Raw genomic sequence first — 26,282 nt, forward strand, 5'->3', positions numbered from 1 at the left:
CGGCGAGCACTAGATATGCTCACAAACTCACCCGGCCAGAGAGCGGCTGATCCCCCTTCTGTATTGCCCGACATAGTACGCAAAGTAGCAGAACCCGATGAAGGGCACGCTGAAGTACAGGGCAATCCGCTGTTGTGGGTCGAAGGCAATCCCCACGCACGCCAGCCCGCAAGACGTCAGCGCAATCAAAGGTACCCAAGGGTACCAACGCACTTTGTAGCCCAAACTCGCCAACTGCCCACCTTCGGCCAGGAAGCGTCGTCGAAACGCCATCTGGCTCGCAGCAATCGCCATCCAGACGATCACAATGGCAACACCGGCAATCGATACCAATGCCAGATACACCGTGTCGGCGGCAAAAAAACTGCTGAACAAGGATGTCAGGCCGCCCAGCATGCTGAAGATGATGGCATTGAGGGGAATGCCCGCCTTGGTCAGTCTGCAAAAAATTTTGGGCAGTTGCCCTTGGTCACCCAACGTCCAAAGCATCCTGGCCGATGCGTAAAGGCCAGAGTTGGCGGCGGAGATCAGCGCAGTGATGATCACCAGGTTCATGATGTCGGCGGCATAGGGAATGCCAATCTTGCTGAATACCGTGACGAACGGGCTTTCGGACAGTCCGGCCTGCTCACGGGGTAACAAGGTGGCGATGACGATGATGGTGCCCACAAAGAAAATCGCCAGACGCATCATCGTGGCTTTCGACGCGCGCGGTACGTTTTTACGTGGGTCACTGGTTTCGCCCGCCGCAATACCGATCACTTCGGTGCCGGCAAAAGCAAACGCCACGGCCAGTAACGCCATGCCGATAGCGCTGAATCCCGTGGGGAACCACCCCTCACGCGTGAAGTTGGAAAACCCGGTTTGATGCGCATCGGGGAACGGCACAAACCCAGTGATCGCCGCTGCCCCGATGAGGATGAACACCAGTACGGTCAGCGCCTTGACCAGCGAAAGCCAGAACTCTGTTTCAGCAAATACGCGTACCGACAGCATATTGCTCGCCAGCACCACCACTGAAAAGACTGCGGACCATATCCAGATCGGCACACCGGGAAACCAGCGTTCCATCAATACCCCGGCGCCAATCAGTTCCGAGCCAATCGCGACGGTCCAACTCAACCAATACAACCAGGCCACCGCATAACCTGTGCCCCCTCCGAGGTAGCGCGTGGCGTAGCTACTGAACGAGCCTGTTTCGGGCATATGCACAGCCAGTTCACCCAGGCACATCATCACGCAATACACCATCAACGCGCCCACCAAGTAGGCAATCACCGCGCCCAACGGCCCGGCCTGGCTGACGGTATACCCCGAGGCCAGGAATAGCCCAGTGCCGATGACGCCTCCCACCGCCAACATCACGATATGCCGCGCCTGCATGTCCTGGCGAAACCCGGTGGGGTTTTGCCGCGTGTCTTGTTCATGGTTGTTCATTGTTATTTTCCAGGAATTGTCAACGACAGGGCTTGAACTATATAGAATAAAAGTACAGCATGGAATAAATGTACACAAAAAGCAGGCCCGGATCATGGCGATAACCGAAGCATTCGTCCTCCCTTCTCAGACGCCTGGGACGACGCACACCCTGTTCAAACACAGCTTCGGCCCTGCCGATGCCAAGCGCAGCGCTTACCTGCAAGCGGGCATCCATGCTGATGAACATCCTGGCCTGCTGGTGATCCAGCACGTCATGACGCAGCTTCAAGCACTGGAAGCGCGAGGGCGCGTTATAGGCCGGATCGTGATCGTCCCCTTCGCCAACCCGGTAGGGTTGGGCCAGCAGGTGTTCGGGCAAATGGTGGGCCGCTACAACCTGGCGAATGGGGAGAATTTCAATCGGAATTTCCCCGACATCACCCCGCAACTCAAACGTGAGCTCACGAGCAACCCGCCCGCAACAAATGACGTCGCAAGCATCAAGGCGCTATTTGCCAAGGCGATGAATAGCGTCGCGCCCAGCGAGGCCGTGGCCGCCAATAAATATTGGCTGCTCAAGCAAGCCCTTGAGCACGACATCGTGCTCGATCTGCATTGTGATACCTCCAGCATCCTGCACATCTACGCCAACCTGAATCAGCGCCAGCGTGCGTTGAATCTGGCCGCCGCCACAGGCGTCGACGCCGTGTTTCTAGAAGATGAAGCCGGTGGCTTTCCGCTGGATGAGTGCTACGCCAAGGCCTGGAAAGAGCTGCTCAAGCTCGGGCTGGTGGACACCGCGCACCTGGGCTTTTCAGCCACCTTGGAACTGCGCGGCCAGGCCGATGTGGAAGACGATATCGCCGCCGAGGATGCGCGGGGAATCGTACGGTTCTTCCAGCAGCAAGGCCTGATCGAGGCTGAAGGCGCAGACGAGTCCAGCACTCACGCCATCACGGTTTACCCACTGGAAGGCGTGTCTCACCTCATGTCCCCCGCCACAGGAATCATCGCCTGGAAGAAAAAGCTCGGCGACGCCGTCGAGGTGGGCGAAGTGGTTGCGCAAGTCGTGCCTGTGGACGGTAAACCCGGCACCTCTCGATACCCAGTGCTGAGCAATGTCAGCGGCAGGCTGATCGCCCGGCATCACGTAAAGCTCGCCCGAACGGGCCAAAAGATAGGAATGCTCGCCGGCACCACGCCCTTGCCGGAGAGACAGACAGGGAAGCTGATGGGCCTATAAAAAATACCACTGCTGCACTTTTTGCACTGCCTTTGCCCTATGAGCATACCGCTCGCCACAACAACTACAGACAGGTAAAGAACACGATGAAACGCACTCTGTTAGTCACCGGCCTTTTACTTGGCCTCTCCAACGCCCATGCCGCCGACGCGGTGCTCAAGATTGGGATTGAGGCCGCCTACCCACCCTTTGCCTACAAGCAACCCAATGGTGATCTCGCAGGCTTCGACTACGATATTGGCAATGCGCTGTGCAAACAGATGCAGGTGCAATGCAAATGGATCGAGCAGGAATACGACGGCCTGATTCCATCACTCAAAGTGCGCAAGGTGGATGCCGTTCTCTCCTCGCTCTCCATCACCAATGACCGCAAAGAGTCCGTCGACTTTACCGTCCCCTACTACAAGAGCGCTGCGCGCCTGGCGATGAAAAGCGGCACTGCCGTGGGCGACGATTTGTCTGGGTTGTCGGGCAAGCGTATCGGCGTGCAGCGCTCCAGTATCCATGATCGCTTTGCCTCGCAGGTATTGGCAGCCAAGGGCGCCGAGATCGTGCGCTACAGCTCGCAAAACGAGGTCTACCTGGACCTTGAGTCCGGCCGCCTGGACGGCACACTCGCCGATGATGTGATCCTCGACCAGACCTTCCTGAAGAAACCCATCGGCAACGGGTTTGCCTTTGTCGGCCCCAAGCTCACCGACCCCGACTACTTCGGTGACGGTATCGGCATTGCCGTGCGCAAAGGCGACACCTCACTGGCCGAACGCTTCAACAAAGCCATTGGTGAGCTGCGCAGTGGCGGCACCTATCAAGCGATCAATGCCAAATACTTTGACTTCGACGTATACGGCGAATAACCCAGCGTCAACCTGACCTTAACAAGAGCAACCGCACATGGCTGATAAACACCCTCACCCGCATATTCTGTATGAGGAAGACATCAAGGACCTGATCCAGCAGATCGACGTGCGCGCCGCCATGCGCGCACTGTTCAAGGCCTTGGCTGCCGGCACTGCCGTGCAACCGCCGCAGCAGGTCGTCGAATTCCCCCAAGGCGGCGACTTCATCAACTACCTGGGCGTGATGAACGCGCAGCAGGTGTATGGCATCAAGACCTCTCCTTACATTCCGACTGAGGGCCGGCCAATCGTCACCGCCTGGACCCTGCTGATGTCGATGCAGACCGGACGCCCCTTGCTATTGGCAGACTCGGGGTACCTGACCGCACTGCGCACGGCCGCAACCACGGCATTGGCTGTTGACCATCTGGCCCCCAAAGGCGCCAAGCGCCTGGCGATTGTCGGCAGCGGCCCTGTTGCCCTGGCGCATTTGAAATTTGTACAGGACCTGCGTGACTGGGAAAAGATCTCTATCTATTCCCTTGAGATCGGCGCCATGGAGCCAGCCCAACGCGCCGCAATCGAGACGCTCGATTCGCGAATTTCGCTGTGCGAAGTGCAATCGAAGGCCACCGCCAATGCCGATGTGGTGATGCTGTGCACCTCTTCGCCAAAACCTGTGCTCGCGCTCAATACGCTGAGCAAACCGACCTTGGTGACGTCCATCAGCACCAACGCGTTTCGCGCCCACGAAATTCATCCGGACGAATTACCCAAGATGGATGTGTACTGCGATTACCTCAAGACCACGCCTGCCTCAGCCGGTGAAATGGTATTGGCCACCGAAAGCGGCCTGTGGAACGAGAAGGCCATTTTCGGCGACCTCGTTGAACTGGAAGCAGGCACTGCGCCCCTGCCCGACTACAGTCGCCACGTGTTCTTCCGCTCCATTGGCCTGGGCCTGGAAGACGTCGCCATCGCCCTGGAACTGCACAAGCTGCTCCTCAACTGATAACCCCAATCTACTGATCAGGAATTGCCATGAAAATAAAAGAGTTCGGCGTTGAAATCTGGATGAACGCCTATGAAACCAAATGCCAATACAACCTCGCCGAGACGTGCGTAGAGTCCATGACCCTCGAACAGTTGCTGGACTTCGCGGGTAAGAAAGACACCATTCTCAGCGAACTGCTGCCTATGAAAATGACCTATGGCGCGATCGAAGGCTCGGACCGCCTGCGCAACAACGTCGCGCAGCTCTATACGCACCAACGCAAAGAGAATGTGATCATTACCCACGGTGCCATCGGCGCGAACGCGTTGATCCATGAAACCCTGGTTGAGCCGGGTGATCATGTGATCTCGGTGTCTCCGACGTACCAACAGCACTATTCGATTCCTGAGAGCTACGGCGCCGAGGTATCGATCTTGCGCCTGCGCGAGGAGAACGCCTTCTTGCCTGACCTGGAGGAGCTGCGCGCCATGGCACGCCCAGGCACCAAGCTGATCGCGATCAACAACCCGAACAACCCGACCGGCTCGCTGATGGACCGAGCCTTGTTGGAACAGATCGTGGAAATCGCCCGCTCGGTCGGTGCCTATCTCTTGTGCGACGAGGTCTACCGCGGCATCGACCAGGAGGGTGATGGTTTCACCGTGGCCATTGCCGACCTTTATGAGAAAGGCATCAGTACTGCCAGCATGTCGAAGGCGTTCTCCCTGGCGGGCCTGCGGTTGGGCTGGATTACCGCACCGGTCGAGGTCATTCACGCGGTCTCCATCCACCGCGACTACAACACCATCAGCGTAGGCATGCTGGACGACCATTTCGCGTCCATCGCCCTGGAAAACAAAGACAAGATCCTGGCACGCAATAAACACATCACCCGTACCAACCTTGCACTGCTGGACCAGTGGATCGCGGCCGAGCCTAAGGTTTCCTATGTGAAGCCCAAGTCAGGCACCACCGCCTTGCTGAAAATCGACACCCCCCTGTCGTCCAAAGACTTCTGTGTGAAACTGCTGGAAAGCAAGGGCGTGATGTTTACGCCGGGCAGTGCACTGGATATCGAAGGCTATGTGCGTATCGGCTACGCCAATAACACCGACGTGATCAAAGAGGGGCTGCAGAAAGTCTCGGAGTTCCTGGCAGAGCAGTGATGTGCACATGACCGCATCGCCTTGAAACCCTGTGCCGGCTGCCACCACAGCCGGCACTTTTCATCGCGGCCCAGCTGATATGATGCCCTCCGAGGTCCGCAGGCCATCCGTCAAACCAAGGACGTTGTCGTCAAACATGAAAAAATTTGAAAACTACAAAGTAATCGCCGACAGCATCGCCACGCTGCTTTTTCCCCATGCCGAAGTGATCTTGCACGAAGTGCAGACCCAGACAGTCGTGCACATCGCCAACAACTTTTCCAAGCGCAAGTTGGGGGACGATTCGGCCCTGGATGAACTGCCCGGTGACTTCACAGAGGTATCAACGCTTGGTCCCTACGAAAAGCTCAATTGGAACGGCCAGAAAATTCGCTCCATCACCGCCGTGCTGCGCAATGAGCAAGGTGCTGCTGAAGTGTTGTTGTGCATCAACATCAACTTTTCCGTACTTGACCAAGCCAAGGACGCGCTCAATGCGTTTTTCCAGATCAGTCGCCTGATTCCACAACCTGACGCGCTGTTCCGTGACGACTGGCAAGAACGCATCAACACGTTCCTGCACACATGGCTCAACGAGCGTCAGTTGTCCCTCAATACCCTGCGGATGAAAGAGAAACGCGCACTGATCGAGGCGCTGTATGCCGAGGGGGCATTCGACGGCCGCAGCGCCGCAGACTACCTGGCCAATGTGCTGAACATGGGCCGGGCGACGGTCTACAAATACCTCAAGGAATTGCGCGAGGCCGAGGCTGGGTGAGCTCGCGGGCTGACCTGTAGGAGGCGACCATAGAAATACTCACACCTGCCCCCTATACTCAGCGTCTCCCCCCAGGATCAACCCCCGCATGGAAGCCGTGCGGCCTGCCATCGCTCGGTGAGACGCCATGATCGCCCATACCCCTACGCTGTTTGGCTGTGTTGCTCTGGTCGCGACGATCATGGCGTTTTGTCTGATCCTGGTCGGTCAATTCAACCAGCGTGATGGGTTGCTGACCATCGGCTTTGGCCTGTTGGCGCATGCCTTGGCCTATGTGGGTTATACCTTCTACGGGCACGCGCCACTGTGGTTCACCTACGGCGCGGCCAACTCCCTGCTGGCGGTGGCGCTGGCGTTCTATGGCGCCAGCCTGTTTCGGATTGTCGAGTTGCCGGTGTCCTGGTGGCGGGTGTTCACACCAGCGGCGTTGATGCTGGTGTTGATGGTGACCCTCATCGACACACTGGAGCCGCGCATGCTCGCCGCTTCGCTGGTGTTGATGCTGCAATGCGCCTTGATCATCTACTGGACCCTTCGCCACGTTCCCGCCCTGGGCCGTGCGCGCATGCTGTTGATCATCGGGTCCAGCATCAGCCTGATCGGGCTGGGCATGCGGGTGATCGCGATACTGGGCGGTGGCGCCGCGGAAATGCGGTACGACGTCAGCAACCTCAAGCAAACCATCTCGGTCAGCATCGGCACCTTCACCGCCATGATGATTTCCCTGGGCCTGGTGCTGCTGGCCAAGGAGCGCAGTGAGTCGTTGCTTAAACACATGGCGCTGCGCGATGTGCTGACGGGCATTCTCAACCGGCGCGCGATTCTGGAGCGGTTCGCCAAAGAGCTGGAGCGCGCACGTCGGGACGGTGCCTGCCTGGCGGTCGCCATGGTCGATATCGACCATTTCAAGCAGATCAACGATGTGCACGGGCACCTGGCGGGTGATGAAGTGATCCGCCACTGCGCCAGCCACCTCAGCCAGCGGCTTCGTGCTACCCACAGCATTGGCCGGTACGGTGGCGAGGAATTTCTGTTGCTGTTGCCGTGCACTGCCCCTGAGGCAGCGGAAACGGTGCTGGATGAACTGCGCATGTCGTTGGCCGCGGCGCCGGCGCTGTATGGCGGCTCAAGCATTGCGCTGCGCATCAGCATCGGGGTGTGTTGCGAAGTACCGCGTGACGGCGACACGACCGCCAGTTTGTTGGCCAGGGCCGATGCGGCGCTGTATGACGCCAAGGGCTTGGGGCGTGATCGTTTGCGGTTTGCGGCGGTGGCTGAGAGCTAGGCACAACGGTTGTGAGCAGGCCAATCAATTTGGGCGATTATCGAACAACTCCCCCCTCGGGCGCTTGTCTGCCCGCCTTGCAAAGTTATGATGATCCTCAGCAAAACAGCCCCAAACAATCACAATCGAACAGTAGATAAACGTCATTAATCTGCTGCGATCAGTTGGTCATGGGTATAACTTTTTCGTCGTCGTTATATGCACTTGCGTGCGAAAACGACGCCGGCGGTATTGGCTCTCCCAGGAGGAACACGTGCTCGATAAAACCAATTCATCCGTGACGGCTGCAATCAGCCAGATCCGAGATGGCGCCACCATCATGATTGGCGGCTTCGGCCCCGCCGGGCAACCGGCTGAACTGATCGACGCCCTGATTGAGCACGGTGCACGCGACCTGGTGTTGGTCAGCAACAATGCAGGCAATGGTGACTACGGCCTGGCCGCTTTGCTCAAGTCCGGCCAGGTGCGCAAGATCATTTGTTCGTTCCCGCGCCAGGCGGATTCCTGGGTATTCGACGGCCTTTACCGTGCTGGCAAGATCGAGCTGGAGGTGGTGCCCCAGGGCAACCTCGCTTGCCGTATCCAGGCGGCCGGTTCCGGCCTGGGCGCGGTGTTCACGCCCACCGGCTACGGCACCCTGCTCGCCGAGGGTAAAGAGACTCGCGAGATCGACGGCAAACACTATGTGCTGGAGTTTCCGATCAAGGCCGACTTCGCTTTGATCAAGGCGTACCAAGGGGATCGCTGGGGCAACCTGGTGTATCGCAAGTCGGCGCGCAACTTCGGCCCGATCATGGCCATGGCCGCCACGACGACCATCGCGCAAGTGGGCGAGATCGTTGAGCTGGGCGCCCTCGACCCGGAACATATCGTGACGCCGGGCATTTTTGTCCAGCACGTGGTGCGCGTCGGCTCAGCCCAACCGGCTCAGGAGGTTTAACCCATGCCTTACACCAAGCTTTCCCGCGATGCCATCGCCCAGCGCGTCGCCCAGGACATACCCGAAGGTGCCTACGTCAACCTGGGCATTGGCCTGCCGACGAAGATTGCTAGTTACCTGCCCGCCGACAAGGACATCTTCCTGCATTCGGAAAACGGCCTGCTCGCGTTCGGCCCGCCACCGGCCGAAGGTGAAGAAGACCCCGAGCTGATCAATGCCGGCAAAGAGTTTGTGACCATGCTCAAGGGCGGCAGCTTTTTCCACCACGGTGATTCGTTTGCGATGATGCGCGGTGGGCATCTGGATATTTGTGTACTCGGTGCCTTCCAAGTGGCCAGCAATGGTGACCTGGCCAACTGGCACACCGGTGAGCCTGATGCGATCCCAGCCGTGGGTGGTGCCATGGACCTGGCCATCGGCGCGAAGAAAGTCTTTGTGGTGACCGAGCACCTGACCCGCCAGGGTGAAGCGAAGATTGTTGATCAACTGAGCTATCCGGTCACCGGTATGGGCTGTGTCGACCGTATTTACTCGGACCTGTGCGTCATCGACGTCACCACTGACGGCCTGCTGGTGACCGAAATTATCCCGGGGCTCGGCTTTGCCGAGTTGCAAGCGCTGACGGGTGCACGCCTGATCGATGCCACACAAGGATAGCTTCTGTGGCGAGGGAGTCTGCTCCCGTGACAGCCTGACAGACGACTGAGTTTGATGGGTTGTAAACCGAATCTCCTGTGGGAGGGGGCTTGCCCCCGATGGCTATGTGTCAGGCGCTAGAGGGTTTGGGCGGGGTACATATCCGTTATTTGGGTAACGGCGGCTATTGGTTCCGCCCTTACGGCGGGTCACTTTTGGAAAAGAGCCCCAAAAGTAACCAAAAGGGCTCTTGCCCCACCACTCGGCACCTCGCCTAGGCTCGGTGTGCCCGAACGCAGGCTTGAATCCGTGGGCCGCCGTCATGGGCCATCCTTGGCCCAGGACGGCTAACCCGGCGTCCTGCCGGGTTACCCACGGATTCAAGCCTGCGTTCGGCCAGCGTGGTTAACGGGGCGCCTAAGATCAAGATCAAAAGCAAAGCAAAGCAAAGCAAAGCAAAGCAAGAGCCTCGCCTTCTAGATCAGAAGTTGCGGGAATAGATTGTTCAAACCGTGGTCTGTAGATCAACTCAGACCAGGAACTGACCATGCTTTTTCCCCGTTCACGCCTTTTGCTGATCCTGCCCTTCTTTGCCGGCTGCCAATATCTACCCAAGACCTATTACTTCACCGCGCCCGAAGACGAGCCGAACCCGGCTTATGTTCGCATCGTCGACTTCACCCAGCATGCCGACATCTACCAGTACGAAAACGGTGTGCGCTCCGGCGGTGTGGTGCGCAGCGGGCCCCTTCCCTTTATTCATACCCAAGACATCGGCATGCCCAAAGCCGGCCAGGACCTGACGTTCGATTATTACGAAACCAAAGTGCGGCCCGGTATTGAAACGCGCATCGGCACGTATTGGGAAGGCGAGCGTACCCAATCGTGCTCTGTCACGACGGTCTTCACGCCGCAACCGGGCCGTTATTACCAGTTTGAGATGACCTCGGGCTCAAGCGGCACCTGCAAGGTCTACCCGTCGCTGATAGAACGCGACGAGGGTGGTACCGGCTGGCACCTGACGCCCAACCTTGAGGTGACCTACCCTCACGATGGTCCCAGGGCCAAGACCTATTACCGCGACGATCACTACAAGGATTCCAACTACAAGCCGTTCACACCAGGGCAGCCGCCGTACTAGGAGGCCTGATGCAGGCGCCACTCACCTGATCATGGCGAGCAAAACCCGCGTGATAGACGCCTTGGTAGTCACTGGAAAGCCGAGGTAACCTCGGGCAGCCCACGCCCTCAAAAAGTTTCAATCCTCGTTCGACTCACGTCCCAACAGGAGGCATCTGCGATGTCTGAACCACGCATACCCACCCTCGAGCTCAACGATGGCACCTCCCTGCCGGCGATTGGCTTTGGTACCTATAAGCTCAATGGTTCTGAGGGCGTTGAGGTCATACGGGCTGCCATCGGCTGCGGCTACCACTTGCTCGACAGCGCGGTGAACTATGAGAACGAAGGCGCGTTGGGTGAAGCGGTGCGTCGCAGCGGTGTGCCCCGCGAGCACCTGCGCATCACCTCCAAACTGCCCGGTCGACACTATGAATTTGAAGCGGCGTTGACAACGATTGAGGAGTCGCTTTATCGCAGCCAGCTCGACTATTTCGATCTTTACCTGCTGCACTGGCCTAACCCGAGCAACGGCTTGTACGTGCAGGCCTGGCGGGCACTGGTGGAGGCTCGCAAACGTGGCTGGGTGAAGAGCGTTGGCGTCTGCAATTTTCTGCCGGAACACCTGGAGACGCTGATCAAAGACAGCGGCGTGACCCCGGCCGTAAACCAGATCGAATTGCACCCGTTTTTCCCGCAGCGCGAGCAATTGGCCTGGAACAAAGCCCACGGCATTGTCACGCAGTCGTGGAGCCCCTTGGGGCGAGCCAATCACCTGCTCAAGGACCCCTCGCTGCAAGGCATCGCCGAGCGCCTGGGTAAAAGCATCCCGCAAGTGATCCTGCGCTGGCATTACCAACTCGGCACAATTGCCTTGCCCAAGGCGAGCTCGGTGCAGCGTCAGCGCGAAAACCTGAGCCTTTTTGATTTCGCCTTGTCTGCCGATGACCTGGCCGTGATTGCCCGGCTCGCCAGCCCCACCGGCCGAATAAACAATCAGGATCCGGCGGTGTACGAGGAGTTCTGATCGCTATCGCAGGGGCTGTCGAGCTGTTTAGCGATAGCCCCGCGCCTGAACGTCGAACAACTCGGCATAACGCCCTCCCGCCGCCATCAGTTGGCGGTGACTGCCCTCCTCCAGAATCTGCCCAGCCTCCAGTACGATAATGTGATCGGCACTGCGCACACTGGAGAATCGGTGGGAAATCAACAACGTCATGCGGCCCTTGGCATGCTCACGAAAGTGCTCGAACACCGCTGCCTCAGCGCCGGCATCCAGGGCCGCCGTGGGTTCATCGAGGATCAGCAGGTCGGCATCCTGACGCATATAGGCCCGTGACAAGGCGACTTTCTGCCACTGCCCACCCGATAGCTCCTGGCCGCCGAACCAGCGCCCCAGCTGCGTGGAATAGGTTTTGCTCAAGCGCTCAATAAATTCGGCCGCGACGCCTTGGGTGGCTGCGCTGCGCCAGCGGGCCTGGTCGTTCATGGCGTCGACATCGCCCACGCCAAGGTTCTCGCCGACGGTCATCTGATAGCGGATGTAATCCTGGAATATCACCCCGATACGCTGGCGCAGGGTCTGTTCATCCCACGCTTGCAGGTCGCTGCCGTCGAGCAGGATACGGCCCTCATCCGGGGTATACAGACGGGTCAGCAGCTTGATCAGGCTGGTCTTGCCCGAGCCGTTTTCACCCACCAGCGCCAGGCTTTGCCCCGGCGCCAAGTGCAGGCTGATATTACGCAGCGCAGCGGATGAGGCGCCTGGGTAGGTGAAGCTCACCTGCTCGCAGCGCAGGCCATCGCCCGGTCGGGCCCCTTGGGTGAGCCGGCCATGGGGAATGATCACGGGGGTTTCGAGGTATTCATACAAGTCAGAGAGGAACAGGCTGTCGTCATACAGCCCGGCGATTGCGCTGAGGCTGGCGGTGATCGCGCTTTGGCCCTGTTTGAACAGCACGATGTACATGGTCATCTGGCCAAGGCTGGTCTGGCCGCGCACGGTGTCGAGCACCACCCAGGCGTAGGCGAGGTAAAACGCTGCGGTGCCCAGCAGGCCCAAGCCAAAGCCCCAGGCGTCACGGCGCACGGTCAGCAGGCGATCTTCTGCATACAGGCGGTCAGCGTTGTCGCGGTAGCGCTTGAGCAACAACGGCGCCAGGCCAAACAGCTTGACCTCTTTGGCATGGGCCTCGTGGGACAGCAGCGATTCGAGGTAATTCTGCTGACGCGTCTCGGGGGCGCGCCGGTGGAACAGGCGGAATGCATTACCTGAAAAATGCGTTTCGGCGAAGAACACTGGCAACGCGCCGACCACCAGGATCAGCAGCGCCCACGGCGAAAAATGTACCAGCAACACCGCAAAACTCACCAGCGAGATGAGGTTCTGCACCAAGCCCAAACCTTTGGTCACCAGGCTCAGCGGTCGCGTCGAAGCGCCCTGGCGCACGCGCACCAGCTTGTCGTAGAACTCGGCGTCTTCAAATTGCAGCAGCGAAAGGGTCTGGGCTTTTTCCAACACCATCAGGTTGACCTTCACCCCCAATCTCACCCGCAATAGCGACTGCTGCATCGACAGCGCCCGTTGTGCAGCGGCCAACAGCGCCAGCACGCCGGCTTCGGCCAAAACGTAACGCATCACCGGCCACACCGGTGCCTGGCTGCCGGTGGCGTGCACCTGCATGGCGTGGACCACCCCATCGACAATGCGCTGGCCGATCCAGGCCGCAAGTGCTGGCAGCAGCCCCGCTACTATTGTCGCCAGCAGCAAGCCCAGGAACAGGGGGCGTGAGGTGCCCCACACCAGCCCGAGTGCCCTGCGCGCCTGGATGGAGAATGCGCTCAACCGTTTGAACAGCAGCATCAATGGGGTGGGCTCCTTGTGAAGTGTGGGATCAGTCAACCGCTTGCTCCAGCCAGCGTGAATACAGGCGAGGGAAGCGCTGACTCAACCAGTCGACAAACGCCTGAACCTGTGGGGCAAGTTGCGACCTGCTGGGGTACAACACCGAGACCGGACGCGCTCGTGGGCGGTACTGATCAAGCACCTCAACCAAAGAGCCGTCCGCCAGATAACGCTCCAGCGTAATACCGGGGGCCTGAAGGACACCGAAACCTGCGACCCCGCATTGCACGTACGCATTGGACTCATTGACGATGATCCCATGACGACTGACGTGACTTATATCCTGCCCATCCTGCAAGAACTGCCACGGCAATGGCCGATGATTTTGACCGGACAAAAAACTCACGCCCCGATGTGCGGCCAAGTCATCCGGGGTCGCAGGCGCCCCGTGAGCCTGAAGATAGGCAGGTGCGGCGCAGGTGACCATGGTTGCCATACCGATACGCCGAGCGATCAGGCTGGAATCTGGCAAATCACCGATCCTGATTACGCAATCCACGCCCTCTGCCACCAAGTCCACCGCCCGATCTGTCACGCCCAATGCCATCTCAACCTCCGGATGGCTATCAGAGAACGCCAACAGACTCGCGATAAAAGCGGGCTGGGAAAACGCCGTGGGAATGTCGATGCGCAGTTTTCCGCGAAGTGAAGCACCTGAGCGGGCGAACATCGACGTCGTCTCGGCGACACTGCCTAGAATGCCGACTACCCGCTGATAAAACTGCTCACCTTCGGTCGTCAGCCTGACCTTTCGCGTGGTGCGCTGGAACAGTCTTACCCCCAGGGAAGCCTCCAGATCCTGAATGGCCCGCGTGATCTGTGGACGGCCCAGTTGCGCCGCATCTGCCGCTTTAGTAAAGCTGCCCAGTTCAGCTACGTGGGCAAACACCTGCATTGACTGGAGCAGTTCCATGACGGGCCTGTAGTGGTTTTGTTGCGAAGAAATGGCTTTATCCATAAAGGATTGTTGCGCCCGATGATAACAGTGCGTTGATGCCGGCGGCATTTATCCCGCGCCGTTGAGGGAGAAAAATAGCTGCACCTCATCGGAAATCGCCGGTGACTCTCTTGGAGAAACGATATGAAAGCCTGGCTCCTCAAAGACTTCGGCCTCGACAACCTGACCCTTGGCGAAACGCCGACCCCCGAACCGAAAGCAGGCGAACTGCTGGTGAAGGTTGGCGCGGTGTCGCTGAACTTCCGTGACAAAGCCATCGTGGACGGCATCTATGAGCCCCATAAGGTGCCGAAGTCGCTCATCCCGGTCAGTGATGCCGCGGGCACAGTCGTGGCGGTGGGCGCAGGCGTGAGCCGCTTCGCGATTGGCGACCGCGTTAACTCGCACCTCTATTCGCGCTGGATCGAGGGGCCGCCCGGCCCGAATGAACCCGACTATTGCTTCGGCTCTCCCCTGCCCGGCGGCCTTGCCGAATACATGATTATTCATGAAGACAGTGCCGTGAAGGCCCCCCACAACCTGTCCGATGAAGAAGCCTCGACCCTGCCGATCGCTGCACTGACGGCTTGGTATTCACTGGTGGATTACGGCCAGATCAAAGCCGGTGACACCGTGTTGGTGCAAGGCACAGGCGGCGTCTCGATATTCGCCGTGCAATTGGCAACCGCACTGGGTGCCAAAGTAATCGTGACGTCGAGCAGCGATAAAAACCTCGAGGCCGCCATCGAACTCGGCGCCGTGGCAGGCGTGAATTACCGCACCCACCCCGACTGGGAGACCAAGGTGCTTGAACTGACCGAGGGCAAAGGCGTTGACCTGCTGTTGGATGTGGCCGGTGGCAAGGGCGTCAACCAGTCCATTGCGGCGACCAAAGCGGCGGGCAAAATCGCACAGATCGGCTTTTTGACCGGCCAGACCACCGAGCTTGCGTTGATGCCATTGATCTTCCGCCAGACCACCCTGCGTGGCATCGCTGTAGCGCCCCGCTCATCCTTTGATCGAATGAACGCATTCCTCGGCGAACATGCGATTCACCCAGTCATTGAGAAAGTCTATGCGTTCGAGGACGCACGACTCGCCTACGAACACCTGGCGAAAGGGGCGTTTGGCAAGGTTGTGATCAAAGTTTCCTGACGCCACAGGCGCACATGACACCTTAAAGAAGCAGCCTCCTCTACCGAGCCCTCGGCAACCGCTTTACCAGCGCCCGGAACCCTGTGCACAGCGCGCGTGTCACTATGGTCTCTGACCTTCTTCGCGCCTGACGCGGCTACCTGAGCGAAACATGGAAAAAGCATTGAGTGAACTCAATCGTGATCAGCTCGAAGCAGAGATCGCAAGGCTGCGCGCTCAGCTGGCAGAAGGAGCTCGCGACCGATTGCCAGACGTCGCCGATGCGCACGTCCAGGGCATTTCGATTGCGCAAACCCAAGAACGTTATCGACTGGCGGTCAAGGCCACCAGCGATACGATCTGGGACTGGGACATGCAAACCGACCAGATCCTTTGGAACGAGGCACTGCAAAGCACTTTCGGCTATTGCCTGGCAACGTTGGACACATCGGGTGAATGGTGGATCAGCCAGATCCACCCCGAGGAGCGTGAGCGCGTACGCACTTCTATCTTTGCCGTGATCAACGGCAGCGGCACGGCCTGGACCGAGGAGTATCGATTTCGCCGCCTGGATGGCAGCTACGTCGATGTACTCGACCGCGGGCATGTGATCCGCAATGCCGAGGGCAAGGCCCTGCGCATGATCGGTGCGATGCTCGACCTGTCGCGCATGCGCATTGCCGAATCCGCATTGCGTCAGAGCGAGGAACGTTTTCGCACGATTCTGGAGACGGTGGAATCCGCCTTCGCCATCGTCAAAGTCAAGTTCGACGCCGATGATCAACCGATCGACTACTGCTTCGTGGAAGCCAACCCCGCGTTCGAGCGTCAGGCCGGGGTGAACCTGCGCGGTAAATGGGTCACCGAGTTCGCCCCAAACCTGGAGCGCTTCTGGTTCGAAACCTACGGGCATGTGGCCAAGACCGGCGAGCCCGCCACCTTTGAAAACTACGCCGAAGCCTTCAAGCGCTGGTTCGACGTGCGTGCGGTGCGCGTGGGTGCGCCGGCCGACCGGCAGATCGCGATCATTTTCAGCGATGTCACCGAACGCAGGAATGCCCAGGAGCGCCTGTGCATCAGCGAAGCCGTTGCACGGCAAAACGTCCAGCGTGTGCAGCTTGCGCTGGCGGCTGGCGCAATCATCGGCACCTGGCACTGGGACGTGCCCAACGACCGTTTCACCATTGATGAGGCCTTCGCCTGCGCATTCGGCCTGGACCCTGCGCTGGGCCACGAAGGCCTGAGCATGGCCCAAGTGGTAGCGTCAGTGCACCCGGAGGACCGCGAGGGGCTGTCGACCGCCATCACCGCCGCGCTGCTCAGGGGCGGCGCCTACGCTCACCAGTACCGGGTACGCCGGGCCGACGGCAAGTATTACTGGATCGAAGCCAACGGCCGCGTCGACCTCGGCGAAGACGGCTCGGCCGTGAGCCTGCCGGGTGTGGTCATCGATGTTGAGGGCCGGCGCTCGGTTGAAGCCGAGCGCGACCGTGCCACGACGGCACTGCGAGTGTTGAATGAAACCCTCGAACAGCGGGTCGCCGAACGCACTGCCGAATTGATACAGGCCGAGGAAAAACTGCGTCAGTCGCAAAAAATGGAAGCCGTCGGCCAACTGACGGGGGGCCTGGCCCATGATTTCAATAACCTGCTGGCCGGCATCTCGGGCTCCCTGGAGTTGATCGCGATGCGGATCGCCCAGAATCGATGGCCGGAGGTCGACAAATATATTATCACTGCCCAGGGCGCGACTAAACGGGCGGCGGCATTGACCCACCGGCTGCTCGCGTTCTCCCGCAGGCAGACCCTCGACCCCAGGGCCACGGATGTGAATCGGCTGGTGGAAGGCATGGGCGAACTCATCCAGCGTACGGTGGGCCCAAGCATTGCCGTCGAGCCCCTGTGTGCGGTGAACAGCTGGCCGACCCTGGTGGATGCCAGCCAGCTGGAGAATGCCCTGCTGAACCTGTGCATCAATGCCCGTGACGCCATGCCCCACGGTGGACGCATCAGCATCGAGACCGCCAATGTCATTGTCGACGCAGAAATGGCCGTCGCCCATGAGATCGCTGCCGGGCAATACCTGTGCCTGAGCGTCACCGACACAGGCATGGGGATGACACCCGACGTACTGGCCAAAGCCTTCGACCCGTTCTTCACCACCAAGCCCATTGGCCAGGGCACCGGCCTGGGTCTGTCGATGATCTACGGCTTCGCCAAACAGTCTGGCGGCCACGCCCGCATAAGCTCGCAGGTTGGCCAAGGTACATCGATCAATATTTACCTGCCGCGATTTGACGGCAGGCCGTCTGAAGACAATCGTGAGATCAATCATGCCTCGGCCACTCCCGCCAAGTCCGGAGAAACCATTCTGATCGTGGATGATGAACCAAGCGTACGCATGCTGCTGATGGATGTGCTGGGCGGGCTCGACTACAGCTTGATAGAGGCCGGCGATAGTGTTGCTGGCCTGAAGGTACTGCAGTCCGACGTGCATATTGACCTGCTGATCACTGACGTCGGCTTGCCCGGCGGCATGAATGGCCGCCAGATGGCCGACGCCGGTCGGGAGGTGAGACCCAACCTGAAAACCCTGTTTATCACCGGCTACGCCGAGAACGCCGCCATCGGCGAGGTGAGCCTTGGGCCGGGCATGGAAGTGCTGACCAAACCTTTTGCAATTGAAGCGCTGGTGGCGCAGGTAGACACGCTGATCAAGCGTTGAGGCGCGTGGTTTTGAGCTATCGTGTCACACCAGTACAAGGACATTTCGATGCTCGGACGCAAACAGCCAAAGACCCAGGCGCACAACATCACTGAAGCGGTCCCCTTCGCGGCCGTCAGCCCCGGCGCTGCGTTCCGCCTGACCGTCATCTTTATGCTGACGGTGATCCTCGCGTTCCTGGCCGTTGAAGGCTGGCGGACCTGGCGTGACTATCACGCCGCCTTCGCCTCCGCCCGCGACTCTGTCACCAACCTGGCGCGGGCAACGGCGCAGCACGCCGAAGATGCAATTCGCCAGGTCGATGTGTTGACGGCAGCGCTGGGTGAGCGAGTGGAAGGCGACGGGCTGCAAACCATCAACGTGCCGCGCATCCACAACCTGTTGGTTCAGCAGGCCAAGCTGATGCCGCAATTGCATGGCTTGTTTATTTATGGCCCGGATGGGCACTGGATCGTGACCGACAAAGAAGTGATTCCGGAGCCTGCAAACAATGCCGACCGTGATTATTTCCAGTACCACCGCAACCACACCGATCGAAACGTGCGCATCGGCGAGGTGGTCAAAAGCAAGTCCACCGACGACCTCATCATCCCCATTTCGCGCCGCCTGAATAACCCCGACGGCTCATTTGCGGGGGTGCTGCTCGGGACGATAAAGGTCAGTTATTTCGTGGACTACTACGGCGACTTCAAGATCGATGACAAAGGTGCATTGGTGCTCGCACTGCGCAGTGGAACGATCCTGGTGCGCCGCCCGTTTATCCCCGCCATCGTCGGTAAAAGCTTGGCAGACAGTGCAATCTTCAAGCGTTTCCTGCCCCTTTCCAATGAAGGCATCGCTGAGGTCAAAGCGGTGGTGGATGACACCGAGCGCGTGTACGGCTACAGAGCGTTGACCACCTATCCGCTGGTGGTTGAAGCCGGTCTCTCGCGCGAATCCATCATTGCCCCGTGGCGCTGGGACCTGTTCAAAACCGGGTTCGTGCTGTTCTTCCTGATCAGCGCCTTCACGGTGTTCGGGCTGATTGTGCTGAACCAATTGCGCCAGCGCATGGTGATGGAAAAAGCCTTGCGCGTGGCCCATCAATCCATGCGCGACATGGCCTTGACCGACAGCCTTACAGGGCTTGGCAACCGTCGACGCCTGGACAGCGCCTTGGTGGATGAGATTCTGCTGGCCAAGCGGCAACGCTCCCATCTGTCATTGATCATGCTGGATGTCGACTATTTCAAACGCTACAACGACACCTACGGGCACGCCGCCGGTGACGACTGCCTCAGCGCCGTGGGCCAGGCGATTGCACGCGCGGTAAAAAGGCCCGGCGACCTGGCCGTGAGGTATGGCGGCGAAGAGTTTGCCGTGCTGCTGCCCAATACCGACAGCCTGGGCGCTGCGGTAGTCGCCAAGGATATCCTGGAGGCCATCCGGTCCTTGAAGATCGAGCACAGTGCCCACCCACAGGGCTACGTGACAGCCAGCGCCGGTATTGCCGGCAGCCAACCCTGTGAGCAGCCTGTGACGCCCAGCCTGTTGATTACCTCGGCGGACAAAATGCTCTACACGGCCAAGCAGAACGGCAGGGATTGTTATTGCGTGGCGTCCACGCCCATTCTTCAATGAAACATTGCCGACATTGATCGAAGGACACACCGATGGCCCTTTCCAGCTCACGCCTGACTTACCGACAGCCTGAACCCGCAGACCTCACGCGGCTGTTCGAGATCTACGGGGACCCCAGGACCCAGCAGTTCAACCCCGCCGGCCCGCTTGTGAATATCAATGACGCGCAGCGCGTATTGGATACCTGGCTTGCGCACTGGCAGCAGCACGGGTTTGGCTGGTGGGCTATAGCGCAGAGTGAATTGCCGGAAACCGTCATAGGCTTTGGCGGCATCGCTTACTACAACTATGGGGACGAGCCCAGGCTAAACCTGGGTTACCGATTCGCCGTGGAGGCTTGGGGCAAAGGATTTGCGACGGAATTAGGTGCGACCGCTATCAGCCACGCCTTTGAATCCCTCGGCGTTGAGCGCATTTGGGCACTGGTGCGACCCAGCCACAGTGCCTCGATCAACGTCCTGGAAAAGCTCTCGATGAAGCAGTGCGGATACCTGGATGACGTACCGGGGCAAGCTCCGAGCCTGGTCTATGCGCTCGGAGGGTAAGCGCAATCAATTGCAGGGTTTTCTGCCGCATATCCAATTCATACGTTGGGTATCGCGCTGCGAGAATACCAGCGGCGCAATGATCTCCTGCACGCCCGAACTGTCCGTTATGGGTGCGGAATCACCCATCGAAATGTGCGACGCTGCTTTCATGACCCAACTGTCTACATTGGCATCGCCCGAACGTTGGACCAGTGTCACCTGCGGTGTACCGCTGTCTGACGTGAAGCGATAAAACAACTTAACGTTCCTGGTTGCGCCCGAGTCATTGACCGCGTCGAACACTTCCCGAACAGCCATTCGACGGTTTTGCTCCCTGAGGAAACCTGACATCCAGATTTGCCGGTAGCGAACCGCCTGCGCCTCACTCAACACTACCCCTTGTTTACGCAAGCGGACTACCGCCTCCCAGGGATTGTCGCGCCAGCGCTCGCTCGACTCCAGATAGAGTGCCAAGGCGCCCGGTAGGTCCTGCGGGCCACCTTTGCCCTCCTCCATCAAGCGCCCCAGCGGTATCACCGCGTTCTTGCCCGAGAGGCGATAAAACTCCCGCGCCTTGGCATAGTCCACCGGCTCGCCTTCACCGCGCTCGGCCATCTGCGCCAGCAGGATATTGGTGGCTGGATCAAGCTTGGCAGACTCGACGAACAGTGCACGGGCTTTGGTGAAGTCCTGATCGACGCCGTACCCGCCCTCCTGATACATCTTGCCCAACGTGGCCTTGCACCGAGCGTTGTCATAACCGGCGTAGCGCTCGATGTACAGCAGATTGTCGCGTTTGAACGGCTTTTCACCGGCGATCCACATGCAGCGCAACCCAACGAGCGGGGAGTCGACATCCGCCGGACGGGTCAGGGTCTGGCAGCCGGTGATCGTGGCACAGAGCAATAGGAGGGATAGGGGTTTGAACATGGCGTCCTTGCATCCGTTGAACAGAAAAGGAGGGGATTATGCCATTGATTAAACAGAGGGCTGTTCATTGCAACTCCTTGGAATGTGCTCGGCCACGGCGTTATGCAGAAACTCCAGCACCGCTTACCATGACTGCTCGTTAGCTTGGGCGTTGGCCTCAGGCTGGCCGTCAACGGCAGCAGTGCTTGTACTTTTTATCAGAGCCGCAGGGACATTGTTCGTTCCGGCCTACCGGCGAGCCAAGGTAGACCCGTTGGGACGGTTCGATTGCGACTGGGGGTGTCGGGGTACTTATTTGGAAAGCAAAGTTAGGGTATGCGTTAGCCATGGCCCCCTGCATCTTCTCCCAGATATATACGGCAAGCCTTTGGCAAGCAGGAAGCAGATCCTCATGTTGTGACGTTGCAATGATTTCATCCTGGCAGTTAGTAATGTGCGCCAACGCTGATTGCAATGCGTCCAGATCGTCCAGTTGCTTTACCAGGCTGTGAGCCAGTGCATACCGGGCTTTTATTCGAGTTTTTTCGCTGTTGATGCATTGCTCATAAAGCCCTTGTGCCTCAATTTCGCTTCGGCCCGGAATGAGCTTCTGGCTGATCAGTTTGCCGAGCTCCAGCATCGCTTCTGGGTACTTTTGTTCCGCCGCTTCGACTAGCCAGGCAATAGCTTTCAAGCGGTCACTGGCGAAGGCGTGACCTTGTTGATGCAGCGTGTACAAGTGAAATTGCGCCTGCGGAAATCCAGCCTCGGCAGACTGTAGAGAGCATTCGAATGACGCGTTGAAATCTCTCGGGCCGCCGAGCCCCCGCTCATGCATCGCGCCCAATTGAGCAAGTGCTCCTGGGTGAGACTGGGCGGCAGCCTGCTGATACAGCTCTCTTGCACACTCGAGATCTTGCTCGTATCGAGCCGACCCCCAAAAGTAGCAGTCGCCAATAAAAGCCAACGCATTGGCATAGCCTCCAGCACTTGCCCGCCAAACCCAATGCTCACCTTTTTGGCGCTGTTCTTTAAACGCATCGCCCTGGAGATGCGCATGGTAGATCCCGTACTCGTACATTGCCTCGACATGCGAACTGTCGGCAGCGAGCTGAAACCACATAGTGGCTTGATCAATAGATTTACGGGATTCAAAACCGTAGCCGTCATCAGTTCTGAACACAACCTCCGCGGCTTTTAGAGCATCAGCTTTTTCTTTGAAATGGACTCCGAGCGTGTAGCGCGCCTCAGCGTCTTCCTCGAAAACAGCGCTGTAGCACAACGCTTGAAGGTTGTGCTGTGTGAGCGGCGTGACCGTGTATTCAGGAGGCTCACCGAGCACTGAACTTCGGAAATGTAGATGCTCAAGCAATTCGAGGGCAGCGGGCAGCGCCTCGTTAAGCATTTCAGTGGCGTCGTGGGAGGTATAGCTAAACGCCTTGGGGTGAGCCGCAACATTCCCGTTTTTTTGCAGGGTGCGTAACGGGCTCAGCACCCTGTGGTCTACCAAACATCTATCTCGCAGGTACGCGATCTTGCGATCCAGATTCAGAGCCCGATCCCTATTCGGAACCAGCGTTTCGCAGAACGCCTCGGCGAAGCTTCGCAAAAAAGTAACGGCATAACCCGGCGTCGAAGCACCCAGGTTCTTTGCCTGTTCATACAAGTTGCCCAACTGAGGGCTGACGCTATGCGCAAACTCAATATCGTTCATCGTATGGCCTTAAATGCAGGCTGAATTTACCGGCAATATTGCTTATCCAGATCGGGGGCACAAGAAAGCGCATTTGAAGATACCCCGTGCCGCTTCGATGGTCACACAATGTGTAGTGGCCGACTCAATCAACCCGCCTTTTTGCTTAAAGCCACCCCACACTTCTGGTACTGATGAGCAAACTTCATAAACCCTTGCCGATTTACCCGTCTAGTCCCCACTCGTAAGCTCGCTTACTGTTCTCCCAACGCCACCTGTCGGGAGATACGCATGCACAAGCGCACACTCGGAAACAGCTCACTCGAAGTCTCAGCCTTGGGCTTTGGCTGCATGGGCTTGAGCCATGGCTACGACCCGACGACTGATACCCCGCAAGCCATTGCGCTGATCCGTTCGGCGGTTGATCGATGAGTAACGATCACGATCCACTTCGGCGCACGGTCATCGCCGCGCTTGCGAGTGCCCCGCTGCTGTCACTCGCCGACACGCAAACCGACAGCGAAACGCCGCGTTCGGGGTCGCGGATTCTGGTGGCGTATTTTTCGCGCTCCGGCAATACCCGCGTGGTTGCCGGGCTTATCCAGCGCGGGCTCGGTGCCGATCTCTTTGAGATCCGCCCGGCCAACGCCTATCCAGAGGATTATCTGCAAACCGTGGAGCAGGCACGCCACGAGCGCGACAGTGGCTTCGAACCCGAGCTGCAAAGCAGCGTTCGTGCACTGGCCGACTACGACACGCTTTATCTGGGCTTCCCGATCTGGGGCGAAACCACCCCGCCGATTGTGCGTGCATTTCTGAGCACCCACGACCTGTCCGGGAAAACCCTTATTCCCTTCAACACCCACGGTGGATATGGACTGGGCAATAGCCGCCGTGTCCTCGAAACGCATGCGCCGAAGTCCAAACTGATGGACGGTTTTGTGATGGAGGGCGAGCAAGAGCGCAAGACCATGGAGCGCGTGAATGAATGGTTGAGCGATAGCCACCTCACGCGTTAGCAGCTTCACTGTCTGACCGGAGTACATTCAATGAACCGTTTGATCGCGCCACTGATTGCCTTATCGCTCATGAACGTAGAGGCCCACGCCGCCAGCGACATCCGTATCACTAAAAATGGCGCTCAGCCCTCGATCACGGGCGCGGCGCAAAACTTCACCGGCGCCGTACGCGTTGACGGCCTGTTCAAGGGCGATCTGCCGGCGCGCATCGGCGGCGGCACGGTGACCTTCGAGCCGGGTGCACGCACCGCGTGGCATAGCCATCCGTTAGGGCAAACACTGATCGTCACTGCGGGGGTCGGCTACGTGCAGCAAGAGGGTGGCCCGCGTCAGGAAATCCGTCCGGGCGACATCGTCTGGATCCCGCCGCATACCCGTCACTGGCACGGCGCCACCACCAACAACGGCATGACCCACATCGCCATCGCTGAAGCCGAGGACGGCACGACCGTGACCTGGGCGGAGCACGTCTCGGATGCGCAATATGGGGGTTAATCGCCACAACCCTCCTGCGTACGATCCAGCGACAACGCAGTGACCCGCAATGAACGGAGCCTTTCACGATGACTGACGCACGCACAAACACGGCCCTGCCCGCAGTGATGACGCTTTTTTTCAGCCTTGGCGTGATGTTCAGCGTTACCACCCAAACCGCCGAGGCATCGCCAACCGTGACCCGCACACACGCCAGCGCAGAAACACTGTCGAGCCAACAACAGGCGATTCCACTGATCGCAGCCTTCATGGCGACCAGCGACATGCCCAATCTCAATGCTGCCCTCAACAGAGGCCTCGATGCTGGCCTCACCGTCAGCGAAACCCGGGAAATACTGGTGCAGCTCTACGCCTATGTCGGCTTCCCGCGCAGCCTCAATGCCTTGAACGAGCTGATGACCGTGGTACAGGCACGCAAACAACGCGGCATCGACGATGCGCCGGGGCGTGAACCGAGCCGGGCGATTCCGACTGGCGATGAGCTGCTGGCGGCAGGCACGGCGAATCAAACGAAAATTTCCGGTGGCCCGGTCAAGGGGCCGGTGTTCGAGTTCGCCCCGGTGATCAACCGGTTTCTGCAAACCCACCTGTTCGGTGACATCTTCGAGCGCGACAACCTTGACTGGCCGAGCCGCGAACTGGCGACCGTCGGGGCGCTGGCTGCGACGCCGGGCGTGGAATCGCAGTTGCGCTCGCACATGCTGGCGAGCCTGCGCGTGGGGCTTGGCGCGGCACAGTTGCGTCAAGCCATAGAAGTGCTGAAGGCGCACGGCGATGCGCAGACTGCCGAACGGGCGAACACAGCACTGACCCAGGCACTCGCGGCTTCGGGGAAATAATATGAGCTGTGTAAAAAACCTGTTGAGCATCACCCTGCTGTGCCAGTTGGCCGCCTGTGCGAACCCGCCCGATGGCTCAGGCCCCTTGCAGATTCAGGCGCAAGGCAGCTTCGCCGCTGGCGGAACGATGACCACCGCGCCGGGGGTATTCAACCCGCGTAAACCGATGGCGCCCGACGGCCAGACCTACCACGGTGACCACGCCTACGCGTTCTACCAGATACCCGTCGATGCACGAAAACTGCCCATCGTGATGTGGCACGGCGCGGGTCAGTTTTCCAAAACCTGGGAAACCACCGCCGATGGTCGCGAAGGCTTTCAGACCCTCTTTTTGCGCCGCCACTACGGCGTCTATCTGATCGATCAACCTCGGCGTGGCGATGCAGGGCGGAGCATGGTCGAGACAACCCTCAAACCTGTGCCGGACGAACAACTGTGGTTCAACCAGTTCCGGCTCGGCCTGTGGCCCAATTACTTCAACGGCGTGCAAGTGGCTCAGGATGCGCCAACCCGAGAGCAGTTTTTCCGCGCGATGACGCCAAACACCGGGCCGTTCGACATGGGCGTGGTGGCTGATGGTGTGTCGGCGCTGTTCGACAGAATCGGCCCGGGCATCTTGTTCACCCATTCGCAGGGGGGCGGGCCGGGTTGGTTGACGGCAATCAAGAACGATAAGGTCAAAGCCATCGTCGCATTCGAGCCTGGCAGCAGCTTCGTGTTTGCCGAGGGTGAAGTGCCAACGCCGATTGCCAGTGCGTTCGACACGGTGCAAGGCGCCGCAGTGCCGCTGGAACAATTCATGGCGCTGACGCGCATTCCGATTCTGATCCTTTACGGCGACAACATCCCGGAACAGGCCGTGGACCTGCCCGCTCAGGACAGTTGGCGCGCTCGCCTGAAAATGGCCCGGCTATGGCGTGATGCGGTCAATCGGCACGGCGGTGACGTGAGATTGATCCACTTGCCGCAGATCGGCATCAACGGCAATACCCACTTCCCCATGTCGGACCTGAACAACGTGCAGATCGCCGACCTGGTGTCGCAATTTCTCAAAGAAAAACAGCTGGATTGACCCGCCCGC

23 protein-coding genes and 1 pseudogene are annotated in these 26,282 nt (G+C 59.2%); 19 read left to right on the forward strand and 5 right to left on the reverse strand.

Annotated elements, in window-relative coordinates; translation table 11 throughout:
• Window positions 1-27 precede the first annotated feature (27 nt).
• Complete coding sequence (locus ICY20_RS16270) at window positions 28-1,437, reverse strand: amino acid permease (RefSeq protein WP_228758452.1); 1,410 nt, start codon at window positions 1,435-1,437, stop codon at window positions 28-30.
• 94 nt (window positions 1,438-1,531) lie between these two features.
• Here ICY20_RS16270 and ICY20_RS16275 point away from each other — a divergent pair, with 94 nt between their 5' ends.
• The 10 genes from ICY20_RS16275 (at window position 1,532) to ICY20_RS16320 (ending at window position 11,425) form a co-directional block, all read left to right on the forward strand.
• Window positions 1,532-2,662 carry a succinylglutamate desuccinylase/aspartoacylase family protein gene (locus ICY20_RS16275; protein ID WP_194937988.1) on the forward strand — a complete coding sequence of 377 codons (1,131 nt, stop codon included), beginning with the start codon at window positions 1,532-1,534 and terminating at the stop codon, window positions 2,660-2,662.
• 86 nt (window positions 2,663-2,748) lie between these two features.
• Entirely contained in the window at window positions 2,749-3,519 is a 771-nt protein-coding gene (locus ICY20_RS16280) for an ABC transporter substrate-binding protein (RefSeq protein WP_194937989.1), read from the forward strand.
• Window positions 3,520-3,556: 37 nt separating this feature from the next.
• The gene (locus tag ICY20_RS16285; protein ID WP_194937990.1) at window positions 3,557-4,513 is read left to right on the forward strand and encodes an ornithine cyclodeaminase family protein; all 957 of its coding nucleotides are present in this window, start codon (window positions 3,557-3,559) and stop codon (window positions 4,511-4,513) included.
• Window positions 4,514-4,542: 29 nt separating this feature from the next.
• Window positions 4,543-5,661, forward strand: coding sequence for an aminotransferase (locus ICY20_RS16290; RefSeq protein WP_194937991.1), 1,119 nt, complete (start codon window positions 4,543-4,545; stop codon window positions 5,659-5,661).
• A gap of 136 nt (window positions 5,662-5,797) precedes the next feature.
• Window positions 5,798-6,418, forward strand: a complete 621-nt coding sequence (locus ICY20_RS16295) for a helix-turn-helix transcriptional regulator (RefSeq protein WP_194937992.1) — start codon at window positions 5,798-5,800, stop codon at window positions 6,416-6,418.
• Window positions 6,419-6,545: 127 nt separating this feature from the next.
• The gene (locus ICY20_RS16300; RefSeq protein ID WP_194937993.1) at window positions 6,546-7,703 is read left to right on the forward strand and encodes a GGDEF domain-containing protein; all 1,158 of its coding nucleotides are present in this window, start codon (window positions 6,546-6,548) and stop codon (window positions 7,701-7,703) included.
• Between the two features lie 253 nt (window positions 7,704-7,956).
• Window positions 7,957-8,643, forward strand: a complete 687-nt coding sequence (locus tag ICY20_RS16305; RefSeq protein ID WP_159960189.1) for a 3-oxoacid CoA-transferase subunit A — start codon at window positions 7,957-7,959, stop codon at window positions 8,641-8,643.
• A gap of 3 nt (window positions 8,644-8,646) precedes the next feature.
• Window positions 8,647-9,300, forward strand: a complete 654-nt coding sequence (locus ICY20_RS16310; RefSeq protein WP_194937994.1) for a 3-oxoacid CoA-transferase subunit B — start codon at window positions 8,647-8,649, stop codon at window positions 9,298-9,300.
• Window positions 9,301-9,826: 526 nt separating this feature from the next.
• On the forward strand, window positions 9,827-10,420 hold the full coding sequence (locus tag ICY20_RS16315; protein ID WP_194937995.1) for a hypothetical protein: 594 nt from the start codon (window positions 9,827-9,829) through the stop codon (window positions 10,418-10,420).
• Window positions 10,421-10,579: 159 nt separating this feature from the next.
• Window positions 10,580-11,425, forward strand: coding sequence for an aldo/keto reductase (locus ICY20_RS16320; protein WP_194937996.1), 846 nt, complete (start codon window positions 10,580-10,582; stop codon window positions 11,423-11,425).
• A gap of 27 nt (window positions 11,426-11,452) precedes the next feature.
• Here ICY20_RS16320 and ICY20_RS16325 read toward each other — a convergent pair whose 3' ends face one another.
• Together ICY20_RS16325 and ICY20_RS16330 are read right to left on the reverse strand one after the other, a co-directional pair.
• Window positions 11,453-13,261, reverse strand: coding sequence for an ABC transporter ATP-binding protein (locus ICY20_RS16325; RefSeq protein WP_194937997.1), 1,809 nt, complete (start codon window positions 13,259-13,261; stop codon window positions 11,453-11,455).
• A 31-nt stretch (window positions 13,262-13,292) separates the two neighbouring features.
• Window positions 13,293-14,216 (reverse strand): LysR family transcriptional regulator, encoded by a 924-nt coding sequence (locus ICY20_RS16330; protein ID WP_194938077.1) that lies wholly within the window; start codon window positions 14,214-14,216, stop codon window positions 13,293-13,295.
• Between the two features lie 168 nt (window positions 14,217-14,384).
• On the opposite strand from ICY20_RS16330, the gene ICY20_RS16335 reads away from it, so the two are divergent.
• The 4 genes from ICY20_RS16335 to ICY20_RS16350 all read left to right on the forward strand — a co-directional run bounded on the left by ICY20_RS16335 (window position 14,385) and on the right by ICY20_RS16350 (window position 20,264).
• Window positions 14,385-15,395: a zinc-dependent alcohol dehydrogenase family protein gene (locus ICY20_RS16335; RefSeq protein WP_194937998.1), complete on the forward strand. Its 1,011-nt coding sequence runs from the start codon at window positions 14,385-14,387 to the stop codon at window positions 15,393-15,395.
• A gap of 151 nt (window positions 15,396-15,546) precedes the next feature.
• Entirely contained in the window at window positions 15,547-18,099 is a 2,553-nt protein-coding gene (locus ICY20_RS16340; protein ID WP_194937999.1) for a PAS domain-containing protein, read from the forward strand.
• Window positions 18,100-18,147: 48 nt separating this feature from the next.
• On the forward strand, window positions 18,148-19,719 hold the full coding sequence (locus tag ICY20_RS16345; protein WP_159960177.1) for a sensor domain-containing diguanylate cyclase: 1,572 nt from the start codon (window positions 18,148-18,150) through the stop codon (window positions 19,717-19,719).
• A 32-nt stretch (window positions 19,720-19,751) separates the two neighbouring features.
• Window positions 19,752-20,264, forward strand: coding sequence for a GNAT family N-acetyltransferase (locus ICY20_RS16350; RefSeq protein WP_159960175.1), 513 nt, complete (start codon window positions 19,752-19,754; stop codon window positions 20,262-20,264).
• Window positions 20,265-20,270: 6 nt separating this feature from the next.
• Here ICY20_RS16350 and ICY20_RS16355 read toward each other — a convergent pair whose 3' ends face one another.
• On the reverse strand, window positions 20,271-21,176 hold the full coding sequence (locus ICY20_RS16355) for a tetratricopeptide repeat protein (protein ID WP_194938000.1): 906 nt from the start codon (window positions 21,174-21,176) through the stop codon (window positions 20,271-20,273).
• Window positions 21,177-21,345: 169 nt separating this feature from the next.
• Window positions 21,346-22,869 carry an SEC-C metal-binding domain-containing protein gene (locus tag ICY20_RS16360; protein WP_194938001.1) on the reverse strand — a complete coding sequence of 508 codons (1,524 nt, stop codon included), beginning with the start codon at window positions 22,867-22,869 and terminating at the stop codon, window positions 21,346-21,348.
• Between the two features lie 270 nt (window positions 22,870-23,139).
• On the opposite strand from ICY20_RS16360, the pseudogene ICY20_RS16365 reads away from it, so the two are divergent.
• The 5 genes and pseudogenes from ICY20_RS16365 to ICY20_RS16385 form a co-directional block, all read left to right on the forward strand.
• Window positions 23,140-23,277 (forward strand): annotated as a pseudogene (locus ICY20_RS16365) (aldo/keto reductase); the annotation flags it as partial.
• Window positions 23,277-23,867: a flavodoxin gene (locus tag ICY20_RS16370; RefSeq protein WP_194938002.1), complete on the forward strand. Its 591-nt coding sequence runs from the start codon at window positions 23,277-23,279 to the stop codon at window positions 23,865-23,867. The pseudogene ICY20_RS16365 and the gene ICY20_RS16370, both read left to right, overlap by 1 nt.
• Window positions 23,868-23,897: 30 nt before the next feature.
• Entirely contained in the window at window positions 23,898-24,362 is a 465-nt protein-coding gene (locus ICY20_RS16375) for a (R)-mandelonitrile lyase (protein ID WP_194938003.1), read from the forward strand.
• Window positions 24,363-24,430: 68 nt separating this feature from the next.
• Complete coding sequence (locus ICY20_RS16380; RefSeq protein ID WP_159960163.1) at window positions 24,431-25,201, forward strand: carboxymuconolactone decarboxylase family protein; 771 nt, start codon at window positions 24,431-24,433, stop codon at window positions 25,199-25,201.
• A 127-nt stretch (window positions 25,202-25,328) separates the two neighbouring features.
• The gene (locus ICY20_RS16385) at window positions 25,329-26,273 is read left to right on the forward strand and encodes an alpha/beta hydrolase (protein ID WP_194938078.1); all 945 of its coding nucleotides are present in this window, start codon (window positions 25,329-25,331) and stop codon (window positions 26,271-26,273) included.
• Window positions 26,274-26,282 lie beyond the last annotated feature (9 nt).

Origin of the sequence: Pseudomonas pisciculturae, from assembly GCF_015461805.1 — a bacterium.
Classification (GTDB): Bacteria; Pseudomonadota; Gammaproteobacteria; order Pseudomonadales; family Pseudomonadaceae; genus Aquipseudomonas; species Aquipseudomonas pisciculturae.

What these genes read in the sequence shown, in the direction of transcription:
- ICY20_RS16270 (WP_228758452.1), bottom strand. Translation starts at nt 1,437, where the DNA reads ATGAACAACCATGAACAAGACACGCGGCAAAACCCCACCGGGTTTCGC.
- ICY20_RS16275 (WP_194937988.1), top strand. Translation starts at nt 1,532, where the DNA reads ATGGCGATAACCGAAGCATTCGTCCTCCCTTCTCAGACGCCTGGGACG.
- ICY20_RS16280 (WP_194937989.1), top strand. Translation starts at nt 2,749, where the DNA reads ATGAAACGCACTCTGTTAGTCACCGGCCTTTTACTTGGCCTCTCCAAC.
- ICY20_RS16285 (WP_194937990.1), top strand. Translation starts at nt 3,557, where the DNA reads ATGGCTGATAAACACCCTCACCCGCATATTCTGTATGAGGAAGACATC.
- ICY20_RS16290 (WP_194937991.1), top strand. Translation starts at nt 4,543, where the DNA reads ATGAAAATAAAAGAGTTCGGCGTTGAAATCTGGATGAACGCCTATGAA.
- ICY20_RS16295 (WP_194937992.1), top strand. Translation starts at nt 5,798, where the DNA reads ATGAAAAAATTTGAAAACTACAAAGTAATCGCCGACAGCATCGCCACG.
- ICY20_RS16300 (WP_194937993.1), top strand. Translation starts at nt 6,546, where the DNA reads ATGATCGCCCATACCCCTACGCTGTTTGGCTGTGTTGCTCTGGTCGCG.
- ICY20_RS16310 (WP_194937994.1), top strand. Translation starts at nt 8,647, where the DNA reads ATGCCTTACACCAAGCTTTCCCGCGATGCCATCGCCCAGCGCGTCGCC.
- ICY20_RS16315 (WP_194937995.1), top strand. Translation starts at nt 9,827, where the DNA reads ATGCTTTTTCCCCGTTCACGCCTTTTGCTGATCCTGCCCTTCTTTGCC.
- ICY20_RS16320 (WP_194937996.1), top strand. Translation starts at nt 10,580, where the DNA reads ATGTCTGAACCACGCATACCCACCCTCGAGCTCAACGATGGCACCTCC.
- ICY20_RS16325 (WP_194937997.1), bottom strand. Translation starts at nt 13,261, where the DNA reads ATGCTGCTGTTCAAACGGTTGAGCGCATTCTCCATCCAGGCGCGCAGG.
- ICY20_RS16330 (WP_194938077.1), bottom strand. Translation starts at nt 14,216, where the DNA reads ATGGAACTGCTCCAGTCAATGCAGGTGTTTGCCCACGTAGCTGAACTG.
- ICY20_RS16335 (WP_194937998.1), top strand. Translation starts at nt 14,385, where the DNA reads ATGAAAGCCTGGCTCCTCAAAGACTTCGGCCTCGACAACCTGACCCTT.
- ICY20_RS16340 (WP_194937999.1), top strand. Translation starts at nt 15,547, where the DNA reads ATGGAAAAAGCATTGAGTGAACTCAATCGTGATCAGCTCGAAGCAGAG.
- ICY20_RS16345 (WP_159960177.1), top strand. Translation starts at nt 18,148, where the DNA reads ATGCTCGGACGCAAACAGCCAAAGACCCAGGCGCACAACATCACTGAA.
- ICY20_RS16350 (WP_159960175.1), top strand. Translation starts at nt 19,752, where the DNA reads ATGGCCCTTTCCAGCTCACGCCTGACTTACCGACAGCCTGAACCCGCA.
- ICY20_RS16355 (WP_194938000.1), bottom strand. Translation starts at nt 21,176, where the DNA reads ATGTTCAAACCCCTATCCCTCCTATTGCTCTGTGCCACGATCACCGGC.
- ICY20_RS16360 (WP_194938001.1), bottom strand. Translation starts at nt 22,869, where the DNA reads ATGAACGATATTGAGTTTGCGCATAGCGTCAGCCCTCAGTTGGGCAAC.
- ICY20_RS16370 (WP_194938002.1), top strand. Translation starts at nt 23,277, where the DNA reads ATGAGTAACGATCACGATCCACTTCGGCGCACGGTCATCGCCGCGCTT.
- ICY20_RS16375 (WP_194938003.1), top strand. Translation starts at nt 23,898, where the DNA reads ATGAACCGTTTGATCGCGCCACTGATTGCCTTATCGCTCATGAACGTA.
- ICY20_RS16380 (WP_159960163.1), top strand. Translation starts at nt 24,431, where the DNA reads ATGACTGACGCACGCACAAACACGGCCCTGCCCGCAGTGATGACGCTT.
- ICY20_RS16385 (WP_194938078.1), top strand. Translation starts at nt 25,329, where the DNA reads ATGACCACCGCGCCGGGGGTATTCAACCCGCGTAAACCGATGGCGCCC.